Origin of the sequence: Halioglobus japonicus, from assembly GCF_001983995.1 — a bacterium.
Classification (GTDB): domain Bacteria; phylum Pseudomonadota; class Gammaproteobacteria; order Pseudomonadales; family Halieaceae; genus Halioglobus; species Halioglobus japonicus.
Genome location: NZ_CP019450.1, coordinates 1,020,487 through 1,041,830, shown reverse-complemented (window position 1 = coordinate 1,041,830; position 21,344 = coordinate 1,020,487). Strand labels below are relative to the sequence as shown.

Annotated in this window: 17 protein-coding genes and 1 tRNA gene; 11 read left to right on the top strand and 7 right to left on the bottom strand. The window is 59.1% G+C overall.

All coding sequences use genetic code 11. The features are described 5' to 3' along the window. The first annotated feature begins 27 nt into the window (after positions 1-27). Entirely contained in the window at positions 28-1,704 is a 1,677-nt protein-coding gene (locus BST95_RS04925; protein WP_102106354.1) for an AMP-binding protein, read from the top strand. 52 nt (positions 1,705-1,756) lie between these two features. Here BST95_RS04925 and BST95_RS04920 read toward each other — a convergent pair whose 3' ends face one another. Together BST95_RS04920 and BST95_RS04915 are read right to left on the bottom strand one after the other, a co-directional pair. Continuing rightward, positions 1,757-2,035 carry a DUF3604 domain-containing protein gene (locus tag BST95_RS04920; RefSeq protein ID WP_084198390.1) on the bottom strand — a complete coding sequence of 93 codons (279 nt, stop codon included), beginning with the start codon at positions 2,033-2,035 and terminating at the stop codon, positions 1,757-1,759. Positions 2,036-2,326: 291 nt separating this feature from the next. Next, a tRNA-Val gene (locus BST95_RS04915) sits at positions 2,327-2,403 on the bottom strand. 74 nt (positions 2,404-2,477) lie between these two features. Here BST95_RS04915 and BST95_RS04910 point away from each other — a divergent pair. From BST95_RS04910 to BST95_RS04895, 4 genes are read left to right on the top strand one after another with little or no spacing between them, the layout of a single operon-like run. Continuing rightward, positions 2,478-3,359, top strand: a complete 882-nt coding sequence (locus BST95_RS04910; RefSeq protein ID WP_084198389.1) for a fructosamine kinase family protein — start codon at positions 2,478-2,480, stop codon at positions 3,357-3,359. 12 nt (positions 3,360-3,371) lie between these two features. Further along, positions 3,372-4,388, top strand: a complete 1,017-nt coding sequence (locus BST95_RS04905; protein WP_157114453.1) for a TIGR03617 family F420-dependent LLM class oxidoreductase — start codon at positions 3,372-3,374, stop codon at positions 4,386-4,388. 22 nt (positions 4,389-4,410) lie between these two features. Then, positions 4,411-5,592 (top strand): acyl-CoA dehydrogenase family protein, encoded by a 1,182-nt coding sequence (locus BST95_RS04900; RefSeq protein WP_084198388.1) that lies wholly within the window; start codon positions 4,411-4,413, stop codon positions 5,590-5,592. A gap of 9 nt (positions 5,593-5,601) precedes the next feature. Next, positions 5,602-6,729: an acyl-CoA dehydrogenase family protein gene (locus BST95_RS04895; protein ID WP_084198387.1), complete on the top strand. Its 1,128-nt coding sequence runs from the start codon at positions 5,602-5,604 to the stop codon at positions 6,727-6,729. On the opposite strand, the gene BST95_RS04890 is transcribed toward BST95_RS04895, so the two are convergent. The 5 genes from BST95_RS04890 to BST95_RS04870 all read right to left on the bottom strand — a co-directional run bounded on the left by BST95_RS04890 (position 6,726) and on the right by BST95_RS04870 (position 13,304). Further along, positions 6,726-8,429 carry a hypothetical protein gene (locus tag BST95_RS04890; protein WP_084198386.1) on the bottom strand — a complete coding sequence of 568 codons (1,704 nt, stop codon included), beginning with the start codon at positions 8,427-8,429 and terminating at the stop codon, positions 6,726-6,728. The genes BST95_RS04895 and BST95_RS04890 overlap by 4 nt on opposite strands. Then, positions 8,422-9,354, bottom strand: coding sequence for a glycosyltransferase family 2 protein (locus BST95_RS04885; RefSeq protein ID WP_102106353.1), 933 nt, complete (start codon positions 9,352-9,354; stop codon positions 8,422-8,424). The genes BST95_RS04890 and BST95_RS04885 overlap by 8 nt, the downstream gene beginning before the upstream one ends. 41 nt (positions 9,355-9,395) lie before the next feature. Then, positions 9,396-11,078 carry a class-II aminoacyl-tRNA synthetase family protein gene (locus BST95_RS04880; RefSeq protein WP_084198384.1) on the bottom strand — a complete coding sequence of 561 codons (1,683 nt, stop codon included), beginning with the start codon at positions 11,076-11,078 and terminating at the stop codon, positions 9,396-9,398. Positions 11,079-11,156: 78 nt separating this feature from the next. Further along, positions 11,157-12,152: an SDR family oxidoreductase gene (locus BST95_RS04875; protein ID WP_084198383.1), complete on the bottom strand. Its 996-nt coding sequence runs from the start codon at positions 12,150-12,152 to the stop codon at positions 11,157-11,159. 93 nt (positions 12,153-12,245) lie between these two features. Next, complete coding sequence (locus BST95_RS04870; RefSeq protein WP_146004225.1) at positions 12,246-13,304, bottom strand: glycosyltransferase family 9 protein; 1,059 nt, start codon at positions 13,302-13,304, stop codon at positions 12,246-12,248. A 234-nt stretch (positions 13,305-13,538) separates the two neighbouring features. Here BST95_RS04870 and BST95_RS04865 point away from each other — a divergent pair, with 234 nt between their 5' ends. From BST95_RS04865 to BST95_RS04840, 6 genes are all read left to right on the top strand, one after another. Continuing rightward, positions 13,539-14,393: a class I SAM-dependent methyltransferase gene (locus tag BST95_RS04865; RefSeq protein ID WP_066056080.1), complete on the top strand. Its 855-nt coding sequence runs from the start codon at positions 13,539-13,541 to the stop codon at positions 14,391-14,393. A 392-nt stretch (positions 14,394-14,785) separates the two neighbouring features. Next, positions 14,786-16,363 carry an HAD-IB family hydrolase gene (locus BST95_RS04860; protein WP_084198381.1) on the top strand — a complete coding sequence of 526 codons (1,578 nt, stop codon included), beginning with the start codon at positions 14,786-14,788 and terminating at the stop codon, positions 16,361-16,363. 5 nt (positions 16,364-16,368) lie between these two features. Continuing rightward, positions 16,369-18,696: a glycerol-3-phosphate 1-O-acyltransferase gene (locus tag BST95_RS04855; RefSeq protein ID WP_084198380.1), complete on the top strand. Its 2,328-nt coding sequence runs from the start codon at positions 16,369-16,371 to the stop codon at positions 18,694-18,696. Positions 18,697-18,706: 10 nt separating this feature from the next. After that, on the top strand, positions 18,707-19,711 hold the full coding sequence (locus BST95_RS04850) for an NAD(P)H-dependent glycerol-3-phosphate dehydrogenase (RefSeq protein WP_084198379.1): 1,005 nt from the start codon (positions 18,707-18,709) through the stop codon (positions 19,709-19,711). Positions 19,712-19,784: 73 nt separating this feature from the next. Then, a complete protein-coding gene (gene pbpG, locus BST95_RS04845; RefSeq protein WP_084201046.1) occupies positions 19,785-20,624 on the top strand; it encodes a D-alanyl-D-alanine endopeptidase in 840 nt (279 codons plus the stop codon). Next, positions 20,624-21,328 carry a hypothetical protein gene (locus BST95_RS04840; protein ID WP_146004224.1) on the top strand — a complete coding sequence of 235 codons (705 nt, stop codon included), beginning with the start codon at positions 20,624-20,626 and terminating at the stop codon, positions 21,326-21,328. The genes pbpG and BST95_RS04840 overlap by 1 nt, the downstream gene beginning before the upstream one ends. Positions 21,329-21,344 lie beyond the last annotated feature (16 nt).

The window sequence follows — 21,344 nt, the reverse complement described above, 5'->3', positions numbered from 1 at the left end:
TAATCACAATCCGGGGAAGCTACAGCCATGACCAGCGTTTTGCCAGAGATCCAGCGGGGACCACTACAAGCCTTTTACGCTCGCGAGCGGGAGAACGCCGACGACATCGGCTTCGTGCAACCCGGCCCCGAGGATGAGGTCGAGTCGCTGACCTGGCGTGACGTGGGCCAGCAGGCCAGGCGGATTGCCAGCTACCTGCAGGCTCAAGAGCTTGCCCCGGGCAGCCGCGTGGCACTCATGTCCAGCAACTGCTGCCATTGGATTATTGCCGACCTGGCGATCTGGATGGCGGGCCACATCTCTGTACCGCTCTACCCGATTCTCGCCGCAGATACGGTTCGCAAGGTGCTTGAACACAGCGAAGCTGAGATCATGTTCGTGGGCAAACTGCAGGACTGGGAGACCATTCGCGCCGGCATCCCGGAACAGGTGTCTCTGATCAGCCTGCCACTGGCTTCGACTGAGATTGCAGAAGGGACGACTCGCTGGGGCGACATCCTGCGCGAACAGTTACCAATGCCCGGCGAACCGGCTCAACCACTGGAAGCACTCGCAACGATTATTTACACCTCCGGCACCACAGGCATGCCCAAAGGCGTGATGCACTCATTCGCAAACCTGGCGACAGTGGGCCAACTGACCGGAGATCTGTACGACACCCGCGAACAAGACCGCATGCTTTCCTATCTGCCCCTGGCCCACGTGGCCGAGCGCGCCGCAGTAGAAATCAATCAGTTATACAACGGTTTCCGGGTTTACTTCACCCATTCACTGGACACGTTTGCCGACGACCTGCGCCGGGCTCGACCCACCCTATTTTTCGCCGTACCGAGAATCTGGAGCAAGCTGCAGCAGCGGGTGCTGGAACAGGTCCCGGAGAAAAAACTTGAGCGGCTTCTGCGGTTACCGATTGTCGCCGGCATTGTTCGCCGCAAACTTACCGGTGCACTGGGCATGGACAAGCTACGCATCGCCATCAGCGGCGCTGCTCCTCTGTCGACATCGCTGATGCGCTGGTACAGCAATCTCGGCATCGACATTCTCGAGGGCTACGCGATGAGCGAGAACTTCGCTTACTCGCACTCCACCCAGTCGGGCCAGGCCCGTATCGGCTATGTGGGCAATGCCAACCCCCATGTGATTTGCAAACTCTCTGCCGAGGGCGAAATTCTGGTGAAGTCGCCGACCAATATGCTCGGCTATTACAAAGAACCCGAGCTCAGCGCTCAAACCATCGACAGCGAAGGCTACCTTCACACTGGCGACAAGGGCGAAATCAGTGCCGACGGACACCTGAAAATCACCGGTCGTATCAAGGATATTTTCAAAACCAGCAAGGGCAAGTACGTCGCCCCTGCGCCAATAGAAGACAAGTTGCAGCGGCACACCGCCCTGGAGCTTGTGTGTGTCACGGGCGCCAACCTGCCACAGCCCATTGCGCTGGTAACTTTGGCCGAGGATGCCAGCCATGATCATGCGACGCTGCAACGTGAGCTGGAATCGCTACTGGCAGAAACCAACGCCTCTTTGGACAAACACGAAAACCTGTCACAAATCATCGTGTTTCCAACGCCCTGGACGGTGGAGAGCAACATCGTGACACCGACCTTGAAGATCAAGCGCCCCGAGGTAGACAAGGCCTACATGCCCCGGGTGCCCTATTGGCAATCACAGCCACAACGCGTGATTTTCGCCGACCACTAAAACAGATTCGCAACGCAAGGAAATAACAATGAGCGTCATGCCCTGAACTATGTCACGAACGAGCCTCGCCTCTGCGCTCGCCGCCACCTTGGGTTTCGACTCTCTCTCTTAGGACACGCTGGTATCTGTCTAGCAACTCATGTTGGACGAAGTTATCGTCACCGCCCCACAATAGTTTGGGGACGCCGGCGCACTCAGCGTGGTCAGTCACGGCTAGGAAATCTAGCGGCGTCTCCAGCTTCACCTTGGCACGCGTATCGTCGGCGATCACCGCCATGCCCCCGGCAAAACGATAGGCAGTATCCGGCGTGAATGTGGTGTTCTTGTTCATATAGGCGCCGGGGGGAGAGATTGGTATGCAGGTGGGTGTCGCCCCACAGCAGGACTTTGTCGTCGGCCAGGGCAGAGGCGGCCACGGCGGTAGCCAGAATGCGCTTGCGAATGCTTTGGGTGCGCACAATCACTGCCTCTTGATTGAACCAGAGGACGGGTGGTACTCAAAAGATAGCTAAAGTTCATGAAATTGCGCGGATAAAGAGGCGGTTATAGATACGAGCCGATGCGCTGATGGCATGACATTCAAGGCAAAAAAAGCCCCGGCGAATGCCGGGGCTTTTGGTATTGGTAGGACTACCCAGATTCGAACTGGGGACCTCTACCATGTCAAGGTAGCGCTCTAACCAACTGAGCTATAGTCCTGAAGAGGGCGGGCATTATAAGCATCTCGCCCGCAGAGCTCAACACCCAATATCAGGCGGCAAAGCGGGGGAAAATTGCGCGACTGGGAAGGGATTTCGGCAGCGATTTCGGCGGCCACAGGGCCGCCATTTGTCACCAGACACAGCCGGGCTGTGGGGGGCGGCTGTATCAACGAGGCGGCGTGTCTTGAAGGTGACGGGGCCCGCTACTTTGTGAAGTTTAACCAGCGCGACAGGCTACCCATGTTTGAGGCTGAGGCAGCCGGGCTGGCAGCATTGTCGGATAGCGGCACCATCCGGGCACCCCGCCCTGTCGCCACCGGGGTCGACGGCAAACGCGCGTGGCTGGCCATGGAGTACATAGAACTCGGGCCAATCTCACCACAGTCCAGCGCTGCCTTGGGCCGGCAACTTGCGGCCATGCATCGCTGTTCTGCCACCTTCTTCGGCTGGAGCCGAGACAACACCATTGGAGCCACTCCACAACTGAATATGCAAACCGATAGCTGGATCGAGTTCTACCGCGAGCAGCGCCTCCACTACCAATTGCGGCTCGCCCAGGAAAACGGTGCCCCGGCTCGACTCTACGACAACGGCCAGCGCCTGATGGAGGTATTATCGGTCTTCTTCGGCAGCTATAACCCGGTGCCATCGCTACTGCACGGTGATCTCTGGGGAGGCAACGCCGCCGCCGATCAATCGGGACGACCCGTCCTATTTGACCCTGCTGTCTATTACGGTGACCGGGAAGCAGATCTCGCCATGACCGAGCTGTTTGGCGGCTTTGATGATCGCTTTTACCAGTCCTACCGCGATACCTGGGACATTGATCCGGGTTACAGCACGCGTAAAGTCTTATACAACCTTTACCACGTGCTCAATCACTACAACCTGTTTGGCGGCGCCTACGCCGGACAGGCCGAGGACATGGTAGCGAGACTACTGGCGCACATTTAAGGACAAGCTGTCGTGAAAGTGTCCGGCATGCTGGGATCTGACCTGGCCATGGCCCCTCTTGCCGCTGCGGAACTGGAAAACCGTGGTTACGACGCGCTGTTCACTGCCGAAATCAACAACGACCCATTCCTGCCATTACTGATGGCAGCTGAGCACAGCCAGGCCATCCGCCTGACGACCTCTATCGCAGTTGCCTTTGCCCGTAACCCCATGACCGTTGCGCAGCAGGTCTGGGACATTAACCAGTTTTCCGGTGGTCGCGTCAGTGTGGGACTCGGCTCGCAGATCAAGCCGCACATCACCCGCCGCTTCAGTATGCCGTGGTCGCGCCCGGCTGCGCGCATGGGTGAATTCGTGCGGGCTATGAAGGCCATCTGGCACAGCTGGCAGACCGGCGAGAAGCTCGCCTTCGAGGGCGAGTTCTACAACCACACCCTGATGACACCCATGTTCACGCCACCCAATAACGGCTGCGAGGCGCCGCGGGTCAATGTGGCTGCAGTGGGTCCGCTGATGACAGAGACTGCCGCGGGGGTAGCCGACGGCATGATCGCCCACGGCTTCACCACCCCAAAATACCTACGCGAGGTCACCCTGCCTGCCGTCGAGCGCGGCCTGGAAACGTCTGGCCGCGAGCGCAGCGACTTTGAGATCAACTGCCCGGCCATGGTGGTCTGCGGCACTGACGAGGCCTCGTTCAAACAGAATTTGCAGGCAGTGAAGGCCCAGCTCGGCTTCTATGCTTCAACACCCGCCTATCGTCCGGTGCTGGAACTGCACGGCTGGGGCGATCTCCAGACAGAGGCTAACGCCCTGACGCGCCAGGGCCGCTGGGACGAACTTGGCAACCTGATCGACGGCGACATTCTGGACAATTTTGCTCTGGTCTGTGAGGACCTGGCGCAAATGCCAACGGCATTCAAGAGCCGCTTCGGCACATTGATCGACAACTGGCAATGCACCTTCGAAAGTGGGGATGCTGAAACGCAGCGCCAGTTACTCACTGCCATACGCAACACGGAAAACTGAACCCAATGGTTGGGGAGAACCAATGAATATTGAACTCACCGCAGCGCAGAAGGCACTGCAAACGGAAGTTCGCGAGTACATGAAAACTGTCATGACGCCAGAGCTTCTCGAAGAAATGAAAGACGACGATCTCAAGGAAGGCGGCGGACCGGAATTTCGCAAACAATACGCGCGTATGGGGGCTGATGGCTGGATCGGACTGTCATGGCCCAAGGATCTGGGCGGCAAAGAGCTGTCTCACATCGAACAGTACATATTCACCGACGAAGTGATTCGCTCGGGTTTCGCCTACCCCTTTCTCACCACCGAGGCTGTCGCCCCAGTCCTTGCGAAGAACGCTAACGACGAGGTTCGGGAAGAAGTCGTTGGCGGTGTAAAGCGCGGCGAAGTGACTATTGCCATCGGCTACTCAGAGCCAAACGCCGGTACCGATCTCGCCAGCCTGCGCACCAAAGCGGAACGCGATGGCGATGACTGGGTAATCAACGGCCAGAAAATGTGGACCAGCCTGGCCAACTACGCGGACTACGTGTGGCTTGCAGCCCGCACCGACCCGGACCCGGACAAGAAGCACAAGGGCCTGACAATGTTCCTGGTGCCTACCGACACCCCCGGATACTCCTGCACCCCGGTTCGGACCCTCGGCGCGCGTACAAATGCCACTTACTACGAGGACGTGCGCATATCCGACAAATACCGCGTGGGAGAGATCAATGGCGGCTGGAAACTGATCACCAGCCAGCTCAACGTCGAGCGCCTGTCGTTGTTCACGCACGGTCAGGTTCACTCACTCTATGAGAGCGTTGCAGAATGGGCCGCAGAAACCAAGGCGCCCAGCGGCGGCAAGGTGATCGAACAGTCCTGGGTGCAGCATAATCTCGCCCGGGTGAAGGTCGGTCTGGAGGCACTAAAAATCATGTGCTGGAACCAAGCATGGATGATGGACCAGGGCCCGCTCGATATGGCCAAGGCGTCCACGGCCAAGGTCTATGGCAGTGAGTTCTTTGTGGAACTCTATCGCCTCCTGCTGGAGTGCATGGGTGGCGCAGGGAGCATTGCGGCACATTCACCAGGCGCCATTTTGCAAGGCAAACTCGAATTCCGTTGGCGGGTGGGCTCCATCCTCACCTTTGGCGGCGGCACCAATGAAGTACAGCGAGACATTATCGCCATGGCGGGGCTGTGGATGCCCCGCACGCGCTAGGAGAACACTATGGATTTCACCATTGCAGAAGAACTCGCCAGCGTCCAACAACTGGCACAACAGATTCTCAACGACTTCAGTGACGTAGAACAACTGAAGGCATTCGACGGCGAACATGTGCGGTTTGACAGCAAGCTCTGGGAAGCACTCGCCGAGGCGGGCTTGTTGGGGCTGGACATCCCCGAACCGCAAGGTGGTACTGACCTGGGTTTCTTTGCGCTTACCGCGCTGTGCGAAGAAGTCGGCAGAACAGCCGCACCGGCGCCTGTGGTGCCGGTTCTGGTCAGCGCCGCAGGTACACTCCGACGCTTTGGCAGCGATGCACTCAAGGAGCAGTGGCTGTCGGCGATTGCCGGAGGCAGTATCGTGACAGCGGCGCTGGAAGAATACGGCAACGAGGATCCCGCCACTCCCGCCACCAGTGCCAAGGCGACCGAGGGCGGCTATGCCGTCAGCGGCACCAAGATTTGTGTAAGCCTGGCCGATCAGGCCCAGCGCATCCTGCTGTCCGCCAACTGTGACGGACAACTCATCGTGGCCCTGATAGACCCCAAGGCCGCCGGAGTGACACTTTCACCACAGCTAGTGACAGCCAATGAATTACGGCACGAAATAGCATTGGACAACGTCCAGGTGCCCGCCGAAGACATCGTCGCCACGGGCGCTACAGCTGTCGACGCGATGAACTGGGCGACCCAGGCAACCCGCACTGCACTGTGTGCATCCATGCTTGGGTTGTGCGACAAGATGATGCGCATCACCGGTTCCTACACCAGCGAACGTGAGCAATTCGGTCGCGCCATTGCAACCTTCCAGTCGGTGAGCCATCGGGTCGCCGATTGCTACATCGACATCGAGTGCTTGCGCCTGGTCACCCAGCAGGCAGCATCGCTGATCGATCAGGGAAGGCCCGCAGAAGAAGCTGTGACCATCGCCAAGATCTGGTGCGGCGATGTCGCTCACCGGGTTAGCCAGGCTTCACAGCACTGCCATGGTGGCACGGGTGTCGACCGCGATTACCCGCTGTTCCGCTACTGCCTGCAGGCGCGCCAGATCGAGTTGAGCATGGGCAACAGCGCTCAGTTGACCGGCCAGTTGGGCGAAGAGATTGCCCGCGAGTTTCTGGCCGCAAGCTAGCGTAGGTAGCGCGTAGGGAAATAGCTCAGGCAATCCCAGTACACCGCCTGAGCCGCATCCAGACGGCCCTGTCGGCGCAGCATATCCAGCTGTAGCTGACAGGCGCCGCGCTGCCAGGGGAGTGTTTCCCGAACCTGGTTGGCCATCGCCAGCGCCTCGTCCGGGCGCCCCTCCCCTGCGGCGAGAACACCTTGCGTGAGCAAGTGCAGTGGCGACGCCGGCGGGGCGACAACTTCCACCGGTAAATCCACACCTTCACGCACCGCCAGCCAGGAAACCGAATCCTGGTAGATCGCGCGCCAGCGCCCGGTTGCCACGAGCTGGCGATACTTCTCGGCACCGCCGCTGCGGCCTATCGGCCACAGGAAATAATCCGCACCAGATTCCTCTACCAGCGTAATCCAGGCGGGCTCCGCGCGCTGCACGGCGAGATAGGCGTAGTAGTCACCGGCGGTGTACAGCGTATCCGCGCGACCGTCGATAAACACGCTCAACTGGCCATCACTGCGTAAATGCAGATAACCACCCCAGTTGTACAATGCAAATACGTTGCCGCTTAAATTATTGGCCAACATGAAGTCGACCGTATCTGTGGGGTAGGAGTATTCAGCCGTGAGGTAGTGGAAGTTAGGCGCCGCCTGCAAATTGAAGGGCAGCATTCGCATCAGCGCTATCAACAGAAATGCCGCCGCGAAGCCCACCTGCAGAACGCGATGACGAATCGACGACAATGCGAGCGCAAGCAGCGGAGTCAGTAACAAGGCTAGCGACATACCGAACAGGGGGATAAACCGACGGCTAGTCAACGCCATGGCAAGGCTCAATGCACACAGCGCCAGCGCTGCCCAGGGCACGCCGGTGCGCTCGCGTACGACAGGCACGGCATAGAAAACAGCAAAGGCCGGCAGCCACATGGCGTAGAAAAACAGCGGCGCCTGAATCCCACCTGGACGGAACGGGGAATGCCATTCGGCTAACTCTCGAAACGGTGAAGTCTGATCAAAGGCGTACACCAGCGGATACAGAAATGTCTTTATCCCTGAAGGATTCAGCGCCGCCGCGGCCACACACACCAAGCCCGTCACCACCGCCACTGCAAAGCGCTGCCAGCTGAAATCACGCCAGGGAAAGATGAGGATCGCCAGGGCCATCAGGCCGAAGAAGAAGCCGCCGTGCAGATTTACCCAGACCAGAAACAGCAGTGCCAGCCACAGGCGGGAGGGAGATCGCTCAAGGGCAAGCCACAGCAACACGGCAAAGCCGAGCAAGGTATATAGGTGCGGCCTTATATCCACGAAGGGCTCCGCTAATGCGGCCGCCATGGCCGCGCCCAGGAAGGCCGCCAGACCATTGCCGCCCTGACGCCATAACACCCGCTGCAGCATCAGGAAGGTGGCGATCACTACCAACCACTTCCAGAACACCAGCGACGGCAGACCGAACAGCTGCACCCAGCTATAGAACAGAATGTCAGCCAGCCACTCGTGGTTTAGCCAGTCATCGCCACGGGCGGTGAACGACCAGTCATCCACCATCCACAGGCTCCCTGTCTGGAGTAGCTCCCGGCCTGCGGCAATATGCCACCACAGGTCGGAGCCGGCCATCTCGGTATAGCCAAAGGATAGAAACAGCACTGCACCGGCGCAATACAGGAGAATGCGCGCTACTGCGAGTTCGGTTCGATCGCGCGGGTCAGTCACGAGGCGGGTGATACTCCCGGGTGAGATAAAGCACGCGCCCCTTGCTCTCGGTATAGGTGCGCGCCAGATATTCGCCGATCACCCCGAGGCACATAAGCTGCACCCCACCGAGAAACAACACAATCACGATGAGCGACGGGTAACCGGGCACCGGGTTTCCCCAGATCAGCGTCTTAACCAGCATATACAGGCCATACATAAACGACAGGCTGGAAACCAACATGCCCAGATAGGTGGCGACCTTGAGGGGTAATGTGGAGAAGGAGGTTATCCCCTCCATCGCGAAGTTCCACAGCCGCCAATAGCTCCACTTGCTGCTGCCAGAGGCGCGCGCCTCGCGCACATAGGGCACAGCCGCCTGGGAAAAGCCGATCCAGGCGTACAGCCCTTTCATGTAACGGTGTCTTTCGGGTAGTGCATTGAGGGCGTCCACGGCACGGCGGCTCAGCAACCGGAAATCACCGACGTCCTGCGGAATCTCAACCTCGCTCAGCGCATTGAGAACGCGATAGTAAACGGCAGCCGTGGCACGCTTGAGTCTGGAATCGCCACGCCGCTCGGTACGCTGCCCATACACCACGTCGTATCCGGCACGCCATTGCTCCACAAACGTGGCGATCAACTCGGGGGGATCCTGCAGGTCGGCATCAATCAGTATTACCGCGTCGCCTTCGGCGTGATCAAGCCCGGCGCTAATCGCCACTTCCTTGCCAAAATTGCGGCTCAACACCAGCAGCCCGACGTTGTCATGCTCGTGCGCCAGCTCACGCAGCCGAACCGCGCAGGGCTCGTCACTACCGTCGTCGACATAGAGCACCCGACAGTCCAGATCCAGTCCGGCTAACGCTGCCGTCAGACGTGCGTGGAAAGCGTCGAGAACTTCCGCCTCGTTATAGACCGGCACTACCGCCGTCAGGGTTTGCAAGACAATGCTCCGCTCTTTATATGGCGGTCACAGTAGCATGCTCACTTGCGAATTCGGAATACTTTAAGATCACCGACAAACAACTGCACATTGCCGTACAGGGCGCGATGGAAAAGCAATTCCGGCATAAAGTGTTGCAGGTCATAGGCAACGTCCGGCACCAGCAGCGGATGCTCACCAGCGAGGGCACTGCGATAAAACGCCGCATATTCAGGCGTAGTTTTCACCAGGCGCTCAGGCACATTTACCCGCGGGCCGTTTAACTCGTTGGCAAACGCGGTGTCATACCAGTTCTCGCTGAGAATTAAGTAGTCTGCCCGGCGCAGCACAGTGCCCTCACCCGCGGCGTATTCGGGGCGGAACAACGCATAGCGCCCAGGCGGCGGATTGACGTAATAGCTGCTGAACACCTGAGCGTCCTGATGCGCCGCATTCCAGGGACGCAAAGCCTTGCGCGGGTCATTGTGATAATCACTGACCATATCCCACGCCAGCGCGGCGGGCCAGGCGAAGAACAACATCAGAAACCAGCGCCGCTGCCCCCACGGCGTAGCGTGCAAACCCAGTGCCGCGAGCAGGGCCACAGCAGGCAGAAGAGGCAGGTAATGCCGGTAGTAAGTCACCGGGGCAAGGAACGCCATAAACAAGCCGAAGCCAAGCATTGGCAACGCGCACACCCACAGTCGGCGATCTTCAGCCAATCTGGAAAACTCGGCGATACCGCGAGGCACAAACACCAGCGCTGGCAAGCCAATCGCCACCAGCAACCACATGGGAATATTGAACAGATTGCGCAGCCACTTGTGCTCACCAATCGCGGCATAACCAGAGCCGAATTTGCCGGCGACGCCCCCTTGGGTATAGGTGGCCACAAGGTCTATCTGCAGCACCGCCCAACAAAGGAACGGCAACGCAAGCCAGCAAGCCGCCATGGGCAAAGGCACATTGCGCCAGGGCACTAGAGCGAGATAGATCACCAGCAACGGTAACAAGCCCCAGGCGGGCCAGGCAGGATTGGCCATCGCCGCAACCAGCACAGAAGCAGCCAGAACCACCAGAACAATACGTGCACCACTAAAACCAAGGCGTATATACCGCCATCCGTCGTAGGGGATCAGGGCCAGCCAGGCCAACAGGGCAAAGACCCAGTATTTAGCCCATACCGCAGCAACACAGGCCAGCACCGCCAGCCCGTAGGCAAGCGCCGAACGGCGCCGAAGCGCCCAGGCCAGAACGGCCAGAAAGCTATAAATAAAGAACGTGGACGCAGCATCTACCGTACCACTTTGAGCCTGACTGATATGAAAGCCAGAGAGGGCCAACAGGGCAGCGGCCGACAGGGCGACCGCTGGATTACCCGGCACCAATTGCATAGCCAGCAACGCCAGCACCACAACCGAGGCGGCGCCAAGCAACGCCGAGTAACTGCGCGCCACCAGAATGTGAAGGGGGGAGTGGCAATAGCGCTTTGCCACGGCGGCACTGTCCACGGCTCCGTCAGGCGGTACCGCACCGCTGGCGCTTGCCAGCGCAATCGTCTGGTAACCGATGAAAGGCGAGTAACTAAAGCCCTCCAGTGCCGCGCGGCAGGAGCCGCCTTCATCGAAGTTGATCAATGTAAAACTGCCCGAGCCGTCCCAATCCCAGCCCAGGGTTTGTGCGCTGTAGAGCCGAGGCAACAGTGCCACAATAAAAAGCAGTGCCAGAGGCACAAACAGACGCATGAATACGGCCCACCCGGGTGGTCAGTGATATACCGGCCAGTATCCGGTGGCAGGCCGCAGAAAGAAAGCGCTCAGCGCCTAAACATAGCCATTGGCGCGAAACCACTCGACGGAATCGCGCACCGCTGTTTCAATCGGAGTCTGCGGCAGGCCCAACTCCTCGATGGCTTTGGTGGGGTTCACATAACCGTGCTGCAGGACATAGCGGGTGTTTTTCACCGTGGTCATCGGGGCCTTACCCGTAATAGATGACCAGATCTCGGCCAGCCGGGCAACGCGCAGCATCACCTTGCCTGAGACTTCGGTGGTTGCCACATTGTCGACGCCTGCAATGCGCCCGATCAGTTGCAAAAAATCCTGGTTACACATATTCCCTTCACGGTTGGCGAGAATATACGACTCACCAATGCGCCCTTTCTCCATCGCCAGAACGTGACCCGCAGCCACATCACGCACATCGACCGGACACACACCGCCATCCCAGTAATTTTTCATCTTGCCCTGCAGGGTGCGGATAATCATGGTGCCGGTAGGCGTTGGCATGCGATCACCCGGACCAAATGGCAGGCCGGGCATCACCATGGTCACTGGCAGGCCTTCGCTGACCATACCCTTGACCAACTGGTGGCTCAGGTATTTTGACAGGATGTAGTCGCTGGCCCAGGGCCATGAATTGAAGGGCGTGTTCTCGTCGGCAATTGCCCCGTGTCCGGGAATACCGATGGCGGCAACGCTGCTGGTATACACCACCTTTTCGACGCCCGCGGCCAGTGCCGCGCGCATCAATGATTCGGTCCCGTTGACGTTGATCTTGTAATGGAGATCCGGATCTTTGGTCCAGATGGCGAACAACGCCGCCAGGTGGAAGACCTTTTCCACCCCCTGCACGGCACGCTGGAGGGAATCGGGATCAAGCAAGTTACCTTCGACAAACTCGACATCAAAGCCATTGAGGGGCGAGCGATCCTCGCCTGGCATAACCATGGCACGGACCTCGTGGCCACGCTCCAGACACAGCCGGGTCACGTGATTGCCAATAAACCCGGTCGCGCCGGTGATCAGAACTTTTGCCATCGTGAATATCTCTTATTAGGGCTTAAACAGACATCCACTATAGCCCTACCGACAACGCTAGAGCATGACCCCAGCGGCCAGCAAACCCTGCGTCTAGAGAACAGTATTCAACTGGGCCTCGCAGGCGGCCAGCACGTCTTCCACCGCAATCGTTGGTACCTGAATGCGATCGCTCGATCGGGAGGCGCCGCCAGCAGTGCGCCCATCGAATCCCAGACCAATTTCCAGGCGGTGGGATATCGCGCTCCAGCGCGGGTCATTAGTGCCAAACACCGTGACCTGCGGCGTCTCGAAAGCGGTGGCGTACTGGCGCAGATCGCCCTCGACACCCAGCAGGAGATCGGCGTCTGCCATCAGCGACTTCAGCTCACCAATACTGAGACAGGGGGCACTTAACAGGCAGGCAGGAGCGTTCATGGCATCAGCCATCGCTGAGGCGAGAGACTCATCACCCGCCTCAGGCGCGATCACGATTGCCACATCAAAGCGCGCCGCCAGTTGATCGGCCACCACCGCGAAGTACTCAGCCGACCCGTGCTCACCACCGGGCGACACGACCACCAGAGGCTGGTGAGGTTTGACACCGGCCTGGGCGAGCCGGGCATCGACTGCCGCATCGGCGTGGTCAACCAGAAACAGTTCTACGCGATCTCCCGGATGGGGCATACCAAGCGCCTCGGCCAGAACGCCGTAGTAGTCGCACAAAGGCATGGGCTGGAAACCGCCCCTGATACGATTCGGGGCAGCGATCTTGTCGGTGAGCAGCAAGCCGCGACCATCCCGGGCGAACCCGACCCGTCGGCGGGCACCGGCCTGGTAACAAAGCCAGGCGCTGCGAAAAGAGTTAGGGAGCGGAACCGCTAGATCAAAGTCACAGCCACGCAGGGTATGAATCAGCTCGCGCTGGGCCGCTCTTGCCTCGGCAGTTTTGGTTCGCGGTGCCCAGAAATGAACACGATTAATCCACGGGCTACCCTCTAGTACCGGCAGCAATCGCCGATGCATCAGCAGGTGAATCTCAGCCTGGGAGAAGTGGGCAAAGAGGCTGCGGATGAAAGGCGTTGCCATTACCACGTCGCTTGCCCAGGTCGGCAGCACCAGCAGAATTCGCCGGGGTTGAGAATCGAGCCGAGAAACTGACAAAGCGTTCAAGCGGGGTTTTCCTGTTGCAAGGCATGCGCCGAGAATGGATGCGCAGTATATATTCCGGCTGAAATCCCCGCTACACTGGCTCGATAAAGCGCTAACAATATATAGCCTTAGGGACTGAGCTACCGGCGCACACTGTCAGGAGAGACACCCGCCTACGCTCAGATTGCCTGCATTTGTCATCCATCGCCCAGCGCCCGGCTCCCTGCGAGCGGGCCCCTACTTAGAGGAACCCACATGCGTTTCGTAAAAACCTGCATCGCCGTTGCAGCCTTGTCGATTGCCGGCACCACGACCACCCTGGCCAGCGACATCGATCCTGCCCTGACTGCTGTTGTGGAAGCCCGCAGCGAAGCCGATCGCGCACGCGATGGTGCACGCCACCCTGCCGAGACGATCAGCTTTTTCCAGATTGCACCGGGCATGATCGTGGCCGAGGCGCTGCCTGGCAGCGGTTGGTATACCAAGATCCTGGCGGGGTATCTGGGTGCAGAAGGCACCATCTATGGTGTCGACTATGTCGCCCGTATGTGGCCCATGTTCAGCTTTGCGACTGAGGAATGGGTCAAAAAGCGCATCGCCGCCGTCAATGATTTTGACAACAAGGTTGCAGGGTTCACTGATAACGGCATCAACGCCAAGGGGATTACCTTCAACTCCCTGCCCGAGGATGCCATCGGCACGGTCGATCGATTCCTGTTCGTGCGCGCACTGCACAACCTCAACCGGTTTGAAGCCAAGGCGGGTACCCGCACCCAGGCCCTGGCGAGTGTTCGCGCCATGCTGGCCGATGACGGCATGGTGGGAGTAGTCCAGCACCGCCTGCCCGAGAGTGCCCCAGCTGAAGGCGCCGATGGCAGCCGCGGTTACCTAAAGCAGTCTGACGTGATCAGCATGTTCGAGGAAGCGGGCTTTGAACTGGTGGCCTCCAGCGAAATCAACGCCAATCCCAAGGACAAGCCAGGTGCCGAAGATGTGGTCTGGCGCCTACCCCCCAGCCTGCGTGGCAGCAAAGACAACCCCGAGCAGCGGGCGGCCATGGAAGCCATTGGTGAATCAGACCGCATGACCCTGCTGTTCAAGAAGAAATAACCAAAGGTTATAAACAGGAATAAAAAAATATCATGGCGTTATTTCTTGCCCTCTGATTTCAGGTTCTTATACTCACCCCGTAACTTGCTGAAACGTACTCACGCATGGGGTGAGTGCGCTTCGCGAAGGTAAGTTACCTTAGGGGGACGCTGATGGGCGTTTGTCAGAGACAACCATCAAGGCCAGAGGGACCTGATCCGGTAGCGGGCCGGAAAGACCTACAAAGGCAACAAGTTAAAGCATTGCCCCTCACACAAGCCCTGGCGCACGGACTGCGCCGGGGCTTTTTTTCGCCTCCTTATCCGGGCCTGAGTCACGCTTGCGATCACACGCCGATACATTGCGCATGTAATTACGCTATTCTTCACGCTTAACCATTGCAGAGTTGTTCCATGGCAAATATCGATCAACTTCTCGAGGACATCGAGAAGTCTCCCTCCGGCCCGCAAATTTTTGCTATTTTCGACTTCGACGGGACCATCATCTCCGGTTTCTCGGCCACTGTTTTTATCCGTGAGCAGGTCCGCAGGGGCGACCTGTCACCGCGCGAATTTGTCGAGCTGATGTCAGCCATGACCAGTTTCGGCATGGGCTCACTGGGCTTCTCCGGCATGATGGCCATCAACGCCCAGTTCATGCGCGGCATCGATGAAGACACCTATTACGAGGTCGGCGAGAAGCTGTACAACAAACAGATTGCCCGCAAAGTTTACCCGGAATCCCGCGCCCTCATTGATGCACATATCGCCAAGGGCCACACGGTATCGATTATTTCCTCGGCCACCCCGTACCAGGTGGAGCCCGCCGCCCGCGACCTCGATATCGAGCATGTGATGTGCACGCACTTGGAAGTGGCCAACGGTAAATTTACCGGTAGCGTGGTCAGCCCTACCTGCTTCGGTCAGGGCAAGGTCGATGCCGCCGAGGACCTCGCGGCAGAGGTCAATGGCGATCTCGATCAGAGCTTCTTTTACTCGGACAGCACCGACGACATTCTGTTGCTCGAGCGCGTGGGCCACCCACGCCCTCTCAACCCCAGCGACAAACTGGAGCGCATTGCCCAGAAGAAACATTGGCCCGTCGCCCACTTCGGCAGCCGTGGCCGCCCCAGCCTTACCCAGTTTGTGCGTTCGGTTGCCGCCACCAGCAGCCTGGTCACCAGTTTTGCTGCAGGGCTACCGATCTACGCCCTCACCGGCTCGCGGCGCGCCTCAAACAACTTCTCGTTTTCGCTGTTTGCCGACACAGCCTCAGCGCTGATCGGCCTGGACCTCAACGTCAAAGGCGAAGAACACCTGTGGTCACACCGGCCCGCGGTATTTGTGTTCAATCACCAGAGTAAAGCGGATGTCGTCATTTGCGCCCGCCTGCTGCGTCGGGATATTGCCGGGATCGGCAAAAAAGAGATCAAGTCTGAGCAGCCTATTATTGGCAAAGTGATGGAAATGGGCGGTGTGGTCTTCATCGACCGCAGCAATGCCAACAGTGCTATCGAGTCGATGGAACCTCTCGTCGAGGCCATGCAGGTGGAAGGAAAATCTGTGGTGCTGGCCCCAGAGGGCACCCGCACCGTGTCGCCTAAACTGGCCCCCTTCAAGAAAGGCGCCTTCCATATCGCCATGCAGGCCGGCGTGCCGATGATCCCGATTGTGATCCGCAACGCCGGTGACGTAGCACCCAAAGGCGATTTCGTGTTCCGCCCGGCCACCGTCGATGTCGAGGTATTGCCGCCGGTGGACACCAGCAAGTGGACACTCGACTCGATCGACGATCATGTCAGGGATGTGCGCAATATGTTTGCCCGGGCACTGGGTCAGGCCGAAGAGCCCGCCCCGAAGAAAACCGCCACCAAGAAGCGTAAAGTCCCCGCGAAGAAAAAGGCGGCCGCGAAAAAGCCCGCCGCTAAAAAGAAGGCGGCCCCAAAATCCAGGGCCAAGCCTAAATCGAAAGCCAAGCAGCAGGAGAAGTAAACCGCGTGACCCTGGAACAGTTCTACGACAATAAAAGTCCCTGGCCAGATCGCAACAACCAGAAAGTCCTGTTTATTCTCGATGCGCGCAATAGCCTCGACGAGGAGATACTGCGCAAGTGGATCGAGGTACACAGCGATGCGTCGGCCGCCTTCGATGCACCCCAGGTCGTGATCGATCTCAAGGACGAACGCACCGGCTTCGACAGCGGCCAGTTAGTCATGTCGCTGGCACTGCCGGCAGACACCATTATTGCCCCGCTGCGCGTCAACTGGTCATCTGACGACAACCGCGGCCGACTCCGCTATCTGGTTTTCGGCGACCCGCGCAAGCCGTCGCCACGCAAAGGCCGCAAAGTGCTCGAGGAGCACCCGGAGCGCGTCAATCTGCTCGCCGGCGCGCCAGACACCATGGCCAACCTGCAGGCACGCTTCCAGAATCAGCAGGGCACAGACCAGACAGTCTCCCAGGAAGAATTTGCCAACTTTGTAGCTCGCCAGGCGGCGGTGGTCCTCGACCTCGAGGAGCGCAAGCTGAAAGGTGGTCGCTACAAGATGCCCCGCCACGTGGCCGCGGCACTAATGGCGAGTGCCGAGTACAACGCAGAGCTCGATGCACTGGCCGAAGCCACGGGCAAGTCGAAAGACGCGCTCATGAAAGAAGCAGCCGGTTACATGGAGGAGATGGTGTCCACGCCCAGTTCCTTCTGGATCGACTTCTATGCCCGCTTTAACAACTTCTGCCTGGGTCTGGGCTACGAAGAAGACATTGTCTACGACCAGGCGGCGCTTGAGAAAACACGCACCGTCGTACGCAACCACCCCTCCATTTTGTTGTGGACGCACAAGACGTATCTCGACGGCATGGTCGTACCCAAGGTCATGTACGACAACGATTTCCCCATGCCGCATATGTTTGGCGGGGCGAATCTCAATTTCCCCATTCTCGGCCACCTGCTGCACCGCGCCGGCGCTATTTTCATCAAGCGCAGCTTTCAGGACAACGAGCTTTACAAAATCACTCTGCGCCACTACATCGGCTACCTGATGGAAAAGCGCTTCCCGATGAACTGGTCCTTCGAGGGTACCCGCTCACGCATGGGTAAACTCATGCCGCCGCGCTACGGCCTGCTGAAGTATGTGATGGAGGCCTGTTATTACACCGGGGCAGAAAACATCCATATCATCCCCGTCTCGATCAGCTACGACATTATTCGCGATGTCGAGGAATACGCCACAGAGCAGACCGGCCGCGGTAAGGGCGCTGAATCCCTGAAGTGGTTTGTCGGCTATGTACGCAGCCTCGCCCGCCCCATGGGCAAGGTTTACATGGATATCGGCGAACCGGTCGTACTCAACAAGGCGCCCAACCCCGATGACCGCCTGGCGTTATCCAAGATCGCCTTCGAGGTGGCGGTGGAAGCCAATCAGGTCACCCCGATTACCCTGCCCTCGCTGGTCACCATGAGCCTGCTGGGTGCCGCGCCCAAGGCGCTCACCGAGGCGGAACTGGTGGCGGACCTCGAAGCCCTGCTGGCCTGGGCAGAGAGCCGCCAGCTGCGCATCTCACCGGATTTCGACCGTGCATTCGGTGATCACCTTGAAGGCCCACTGGGCATTATGATCGACGAGAACATCGTCACCCGCTATGACGAAGGCCCGGAGGTCGTCTACGGCATTGGTCTGGAGCAGCATCCAGTCGCCAGCTACTACCGCAATACTGTCATTCATTTCTTCGTCAACAAGGCGATTATCGAACTGGCCCTGGTCAAAGCCACCGAAATGCCCGAGAGCTGGGCGCTGGAGGTGTTCTGGCGCGAGGTAGACCGGATGCGCGACCTGTTCAAGTTCGAGTTCTTCTACGCACCGACCGAAGAATTCCACCAGCAGATTCGCGACGAGATGTCGCTTTACAGCGAAGACTGGGAGACCCTCGTCGGCCAGGGTGCCGCCGGGTTTGGCGCGCTACTCCAGAACATGACGCCGCTGGTCGCCCACGTCACCCTGCTGACCTATACCGAAGCCTACTCAGTGGTCGCCGCCATGCTGGCGCGCAAGGAGGCGTATGATTCACTGGAAGAGGCAGAGTGTATTGCCGATGCACTTACGTATGGCCGCCAGGTGTATCTACAGCGGCGCATTTCCAGCGAATCGTCTATCGGCAAGCTGTTGTTCAAGAATGCCTATAAAATGCTGCAAAGCCGCCAGCTGACCGAGGGCGGCGCAGACGACCTCAAGGAAAAACGCCTGGAAGTCGCACGCGAGCTGCGCGAAATGATCAGGCGCATCGATGTCATCAGGGCGATTGGTGTCGCCAATAGCGGGTCTGTGTAAGGAGCACTGCATGAAACAATTGAAGGTCGCCGTTCTCGGCGGTGGTTCCTGGGGCACCACCGTGGCCTCGCTGGTAGCCCGCAACACCGACGTGACAATCTGGGCGCGCGACGAAGGCACTGTCACCGAGATCAACGAACAGCACAGGAATAGCAAATACCTGCCGGGCGCCAAACTTCATGACAACCTCAAAGCCACCGGTGATATTGGCGCGGCGGTCGCCGGTGCCGATGTGATTGTCATGGGCATACCCTCACAGAATTTCCGCACCGTGCTTCAGGAAGTAAGGACTCACATTCGTGCCTGGGTGCCTGTGATCAGCCTGACCAAGGGCCTCGAGCGCGGCACCCAGCTGCGCATGACGGAAATCATCCAACAGGAATTGCCGGGGCACCCGGTGGGCGTGCTGACCGGCCCCAACCTCGCCCGGGAGATTATGGCCGGGCAAGCAGCGGCCAGCGTCATTGCCATGGAAGATGAAATCATCGTCAAGGAACTTCAGGAAGTCTTCAAGAGCGGTCTGTTCCGGGTCTATACCAATACCGATGTGATCGGCTGCGAACTGGGTGGCGTCCTCAAGAACATTATTGCTATTGCCGTGGGCATGGGCGACGGCCAGGGCGCCGGCGATAACACCCGGGCAGCACTGATTACCCGCGGCCTGTCAGAAATCACCCGCCTGGGCACCGCCATGGGCGGCCGCGCAGAAACCTTTGCGGGCCTAGCGGGCATGGGCGACATGATTGCCACCTGCACCAGCGCCCAGAGCCGCAACCGCCACGTGGGCATTGAGCTGGGCAAGGGGCGCAGCATGGAAGAGATCATCGAGGAAATGACCATGGTGGCCGAAGGCGCGAAGAGTGCGCCGGCGGTCATGGCCCTAGCGGCCCAACATGGCGTGGAGATGCCTATTGCCCAGGATGTTTCGCGGGTGCTGGCCGGCGATGCCACCGCCAGCCGGGCCTTCCGGGGCCTGCTACGGGTGGAAGCAGGGGCCGAGTCAGAGCCCGGCTGATGCTGGTGATTTAGCCCTCGCTGGGGCAAAATGGTCGAAAACTATTATTAACCCCATGCGGGACGTGAAGACCATGCGAATTGCCAGAAACCTCTGCACGGGGCTGGCCATCTGGGCCTGTGCAACGACATCCGCACTAGCGGGCACCTCGAAATTTACCGACTTACCGGGCAACCCGGGGCTGAAATCCGCCTCGGCGATTGTGCTGGATGACAAGGGCAACCTGATCTACGGCAAGGACGTAGACACCGTTCGCCCCATTGCTTCCATCACCAAGATGATGACGGCCATTGTCATTCTCGACTCGGGCGTCTCCCTGGATAAAAAAATCACCATTACCAAGGACGATCGCGATCTGATCCGACTGACCGGCTCGCGCCTGGAATACGGCGCCAGCCTGACCCGCCGCGAAATGCTCCTGCTGGCACTGATGTCATCGGAGAACCGAGCTGCCACCGCACTGGGCAGAACCTACCCCGGTGGCATGGATAACTTCCTCGCCGACATGAATCGCAAAGCCCGCGAGTTAGGCATGCACAACAGCCACTTTGCAGACCCCGCCGGCCTCAGGTCAGAGAACGTATCCACCGCCAGCGACCTGGCCAAAATGATTGAAGCCGCCGAGGACTACCCGCTGATTACCGAGGCCAGTACCACAACCCGCAAAGATGTATACCCGTATCGCGGTCGCGGCCACCTCACCTATGGCAATACCAACCGCCTGCTGAAAAACGCCAGCTGGGATATCGAGCTGTCCAAAACCGGCTATATCAACGAAGCCGGGCGCTGCCTCGTCATGCAGGCCAATATCGAAGGCGAGGATGTCTCTATCGTGCTGCTCAACTCCTTCGGCAAACTCACCCCCTTTGGTGACTCCAACCGACTACGCAAATGGATGCTGGCGAACAGCTGATGAAATCTCTACTCCCCCTTACCCTGTGCTCGGCAATGCTCGGGCTGACGTCCCTGGCGACCCATGCCGATCAGGAAACTGAATACGCACCTCTCTACCAGGGCTTTATCGGTAACCTGCAACTGGATGACCAGAGCGCAAGCTGGGACAAGCTGGGCGGCGAGATCGCCGATGTGGAATTCCCCTCATCCATGCTCGGCGGCGGCCTCGAAGCCGAATACGCCTGGGGGGGCAGTGACACCTGGCGCTGGGGCATTAATCCGGGCGGCAGCATTTCCTGGAAAAGCAGCGACACCCGTGTCTCAGGCGTTATCGGCGGCGACAATGGCGCCGTCATTCGCTTTGATCTGGACAACGGTCTGTTCCTGGGTGAAATGCACCTGGGCGCCTATGTACGCGGCGGCCTGGCGCCCAAACTGGCAGCCTATGCCGGCGCCGGCCCCATGCTGATGTATGGCAAGCTGGAGTTGGAAGACGAGGAAGTGGCGGCGCCCAGCGGCACCATCGTGGTTAACGGCTCGGAAGCCTCCGACTGGGATGTGGGTTACTACGCGCGCGCCGGCCTCGACTATCGCTATGCCAAGGGCAAGCACCTAGGCTTTGGCGTGCGCTACATGTCAGCGGAACTGGACTTCTCCGACACCGTCGGGGCCATCGATATTGAAGGTCCGCAGTTTGTGCTGACCTTTACCACCAAGATGTAGCCGTCGAGCGCCTCTT

What these genes read in the sequence shown, in the direction of transcription:
- BST95_RS04850 (WP_084198379.1), top strand. Translation starts at nt 18,707, where the DNA reads ATGAAACAATTGAAGGTCGCCGTTCTCGGCGGTGGTTCCTGGGGCACC.
- BST95_RS04840 (WP_146004224.1), top strand. Translation starts at nt 20,624, where the DNA reads ATGAAATCTCTACTCCCCCTTACCCTGTGCTCGGCAATGCTCGGGCTG.
- BST95_RS04925 (WP_102106354.1), top strand. Translation starts at nt 28, where the DNA reads ATGACCAGCGTTTTGCCAGAGATCCAGCGGGGACCACTACAAGCCTTT.
- BST95_RS04895 (WP_084198387.1), top strand. Translation starts at nt 5,602, where the DNA reads ATGGATTTCACCATTGCAGAAGAACTCGCCAGCGTCCAACAACTGGCA.
- BST95_RS04920 (WP_084198390.1), bottom strand. Translation starts at nt 2,035, where the DNA reads ATGAACAAGAACACCACATTCACGCCGGATACTGCCTATCGTTTTGCC.
- BST95_RS04860 (WP_084198381.1), top strand. Translation starts at nt 14,786, where the DNA reads ATGGCAAATATCGATCAACTTCTCGAGGACATCGAGAAGTCTCCCTCC.
- BST95_RS04900 (WP_084198388.1), top strand. Translation starts at nt 4,411, where the DNA reads ATGAATATTGAACTCACCGCAGCGCAGAAGGCACTGCAAACGGAAGTT.
- pbpG (WP_084201046.1), top strand. Translation starts at nt 19,785, where the DNA reads ATGCGAATTGCCAGAAACCTCTGCACGGGGCTGGCCATCTGGGCCTGT.
- BST95_RS04875 (WP_084198383.1), bottom strand. Translation starts at nt 12,152, where the DNA reads ATGGCAAAAGTTCTGATCACCGGCGCGACCGGGTTTATTGGCAATCAC.
- BST95_RS04865 (WP_066056080.1), top strand. Translation starts at nt 13,539, where the DNA reads ATGCGTTTCGTAAAAACCTGCATCGCCGTTGCAGCCTTGTCGATTGCC.
- BST95_RS04880 (WP_084198384.1), bottom strand. Translation starts at nt 11,078, where the DNA reads ATGCGTCTGTTTGTGCCTCTGGCACTGCTTTTTATTGTGGCACTGTTG.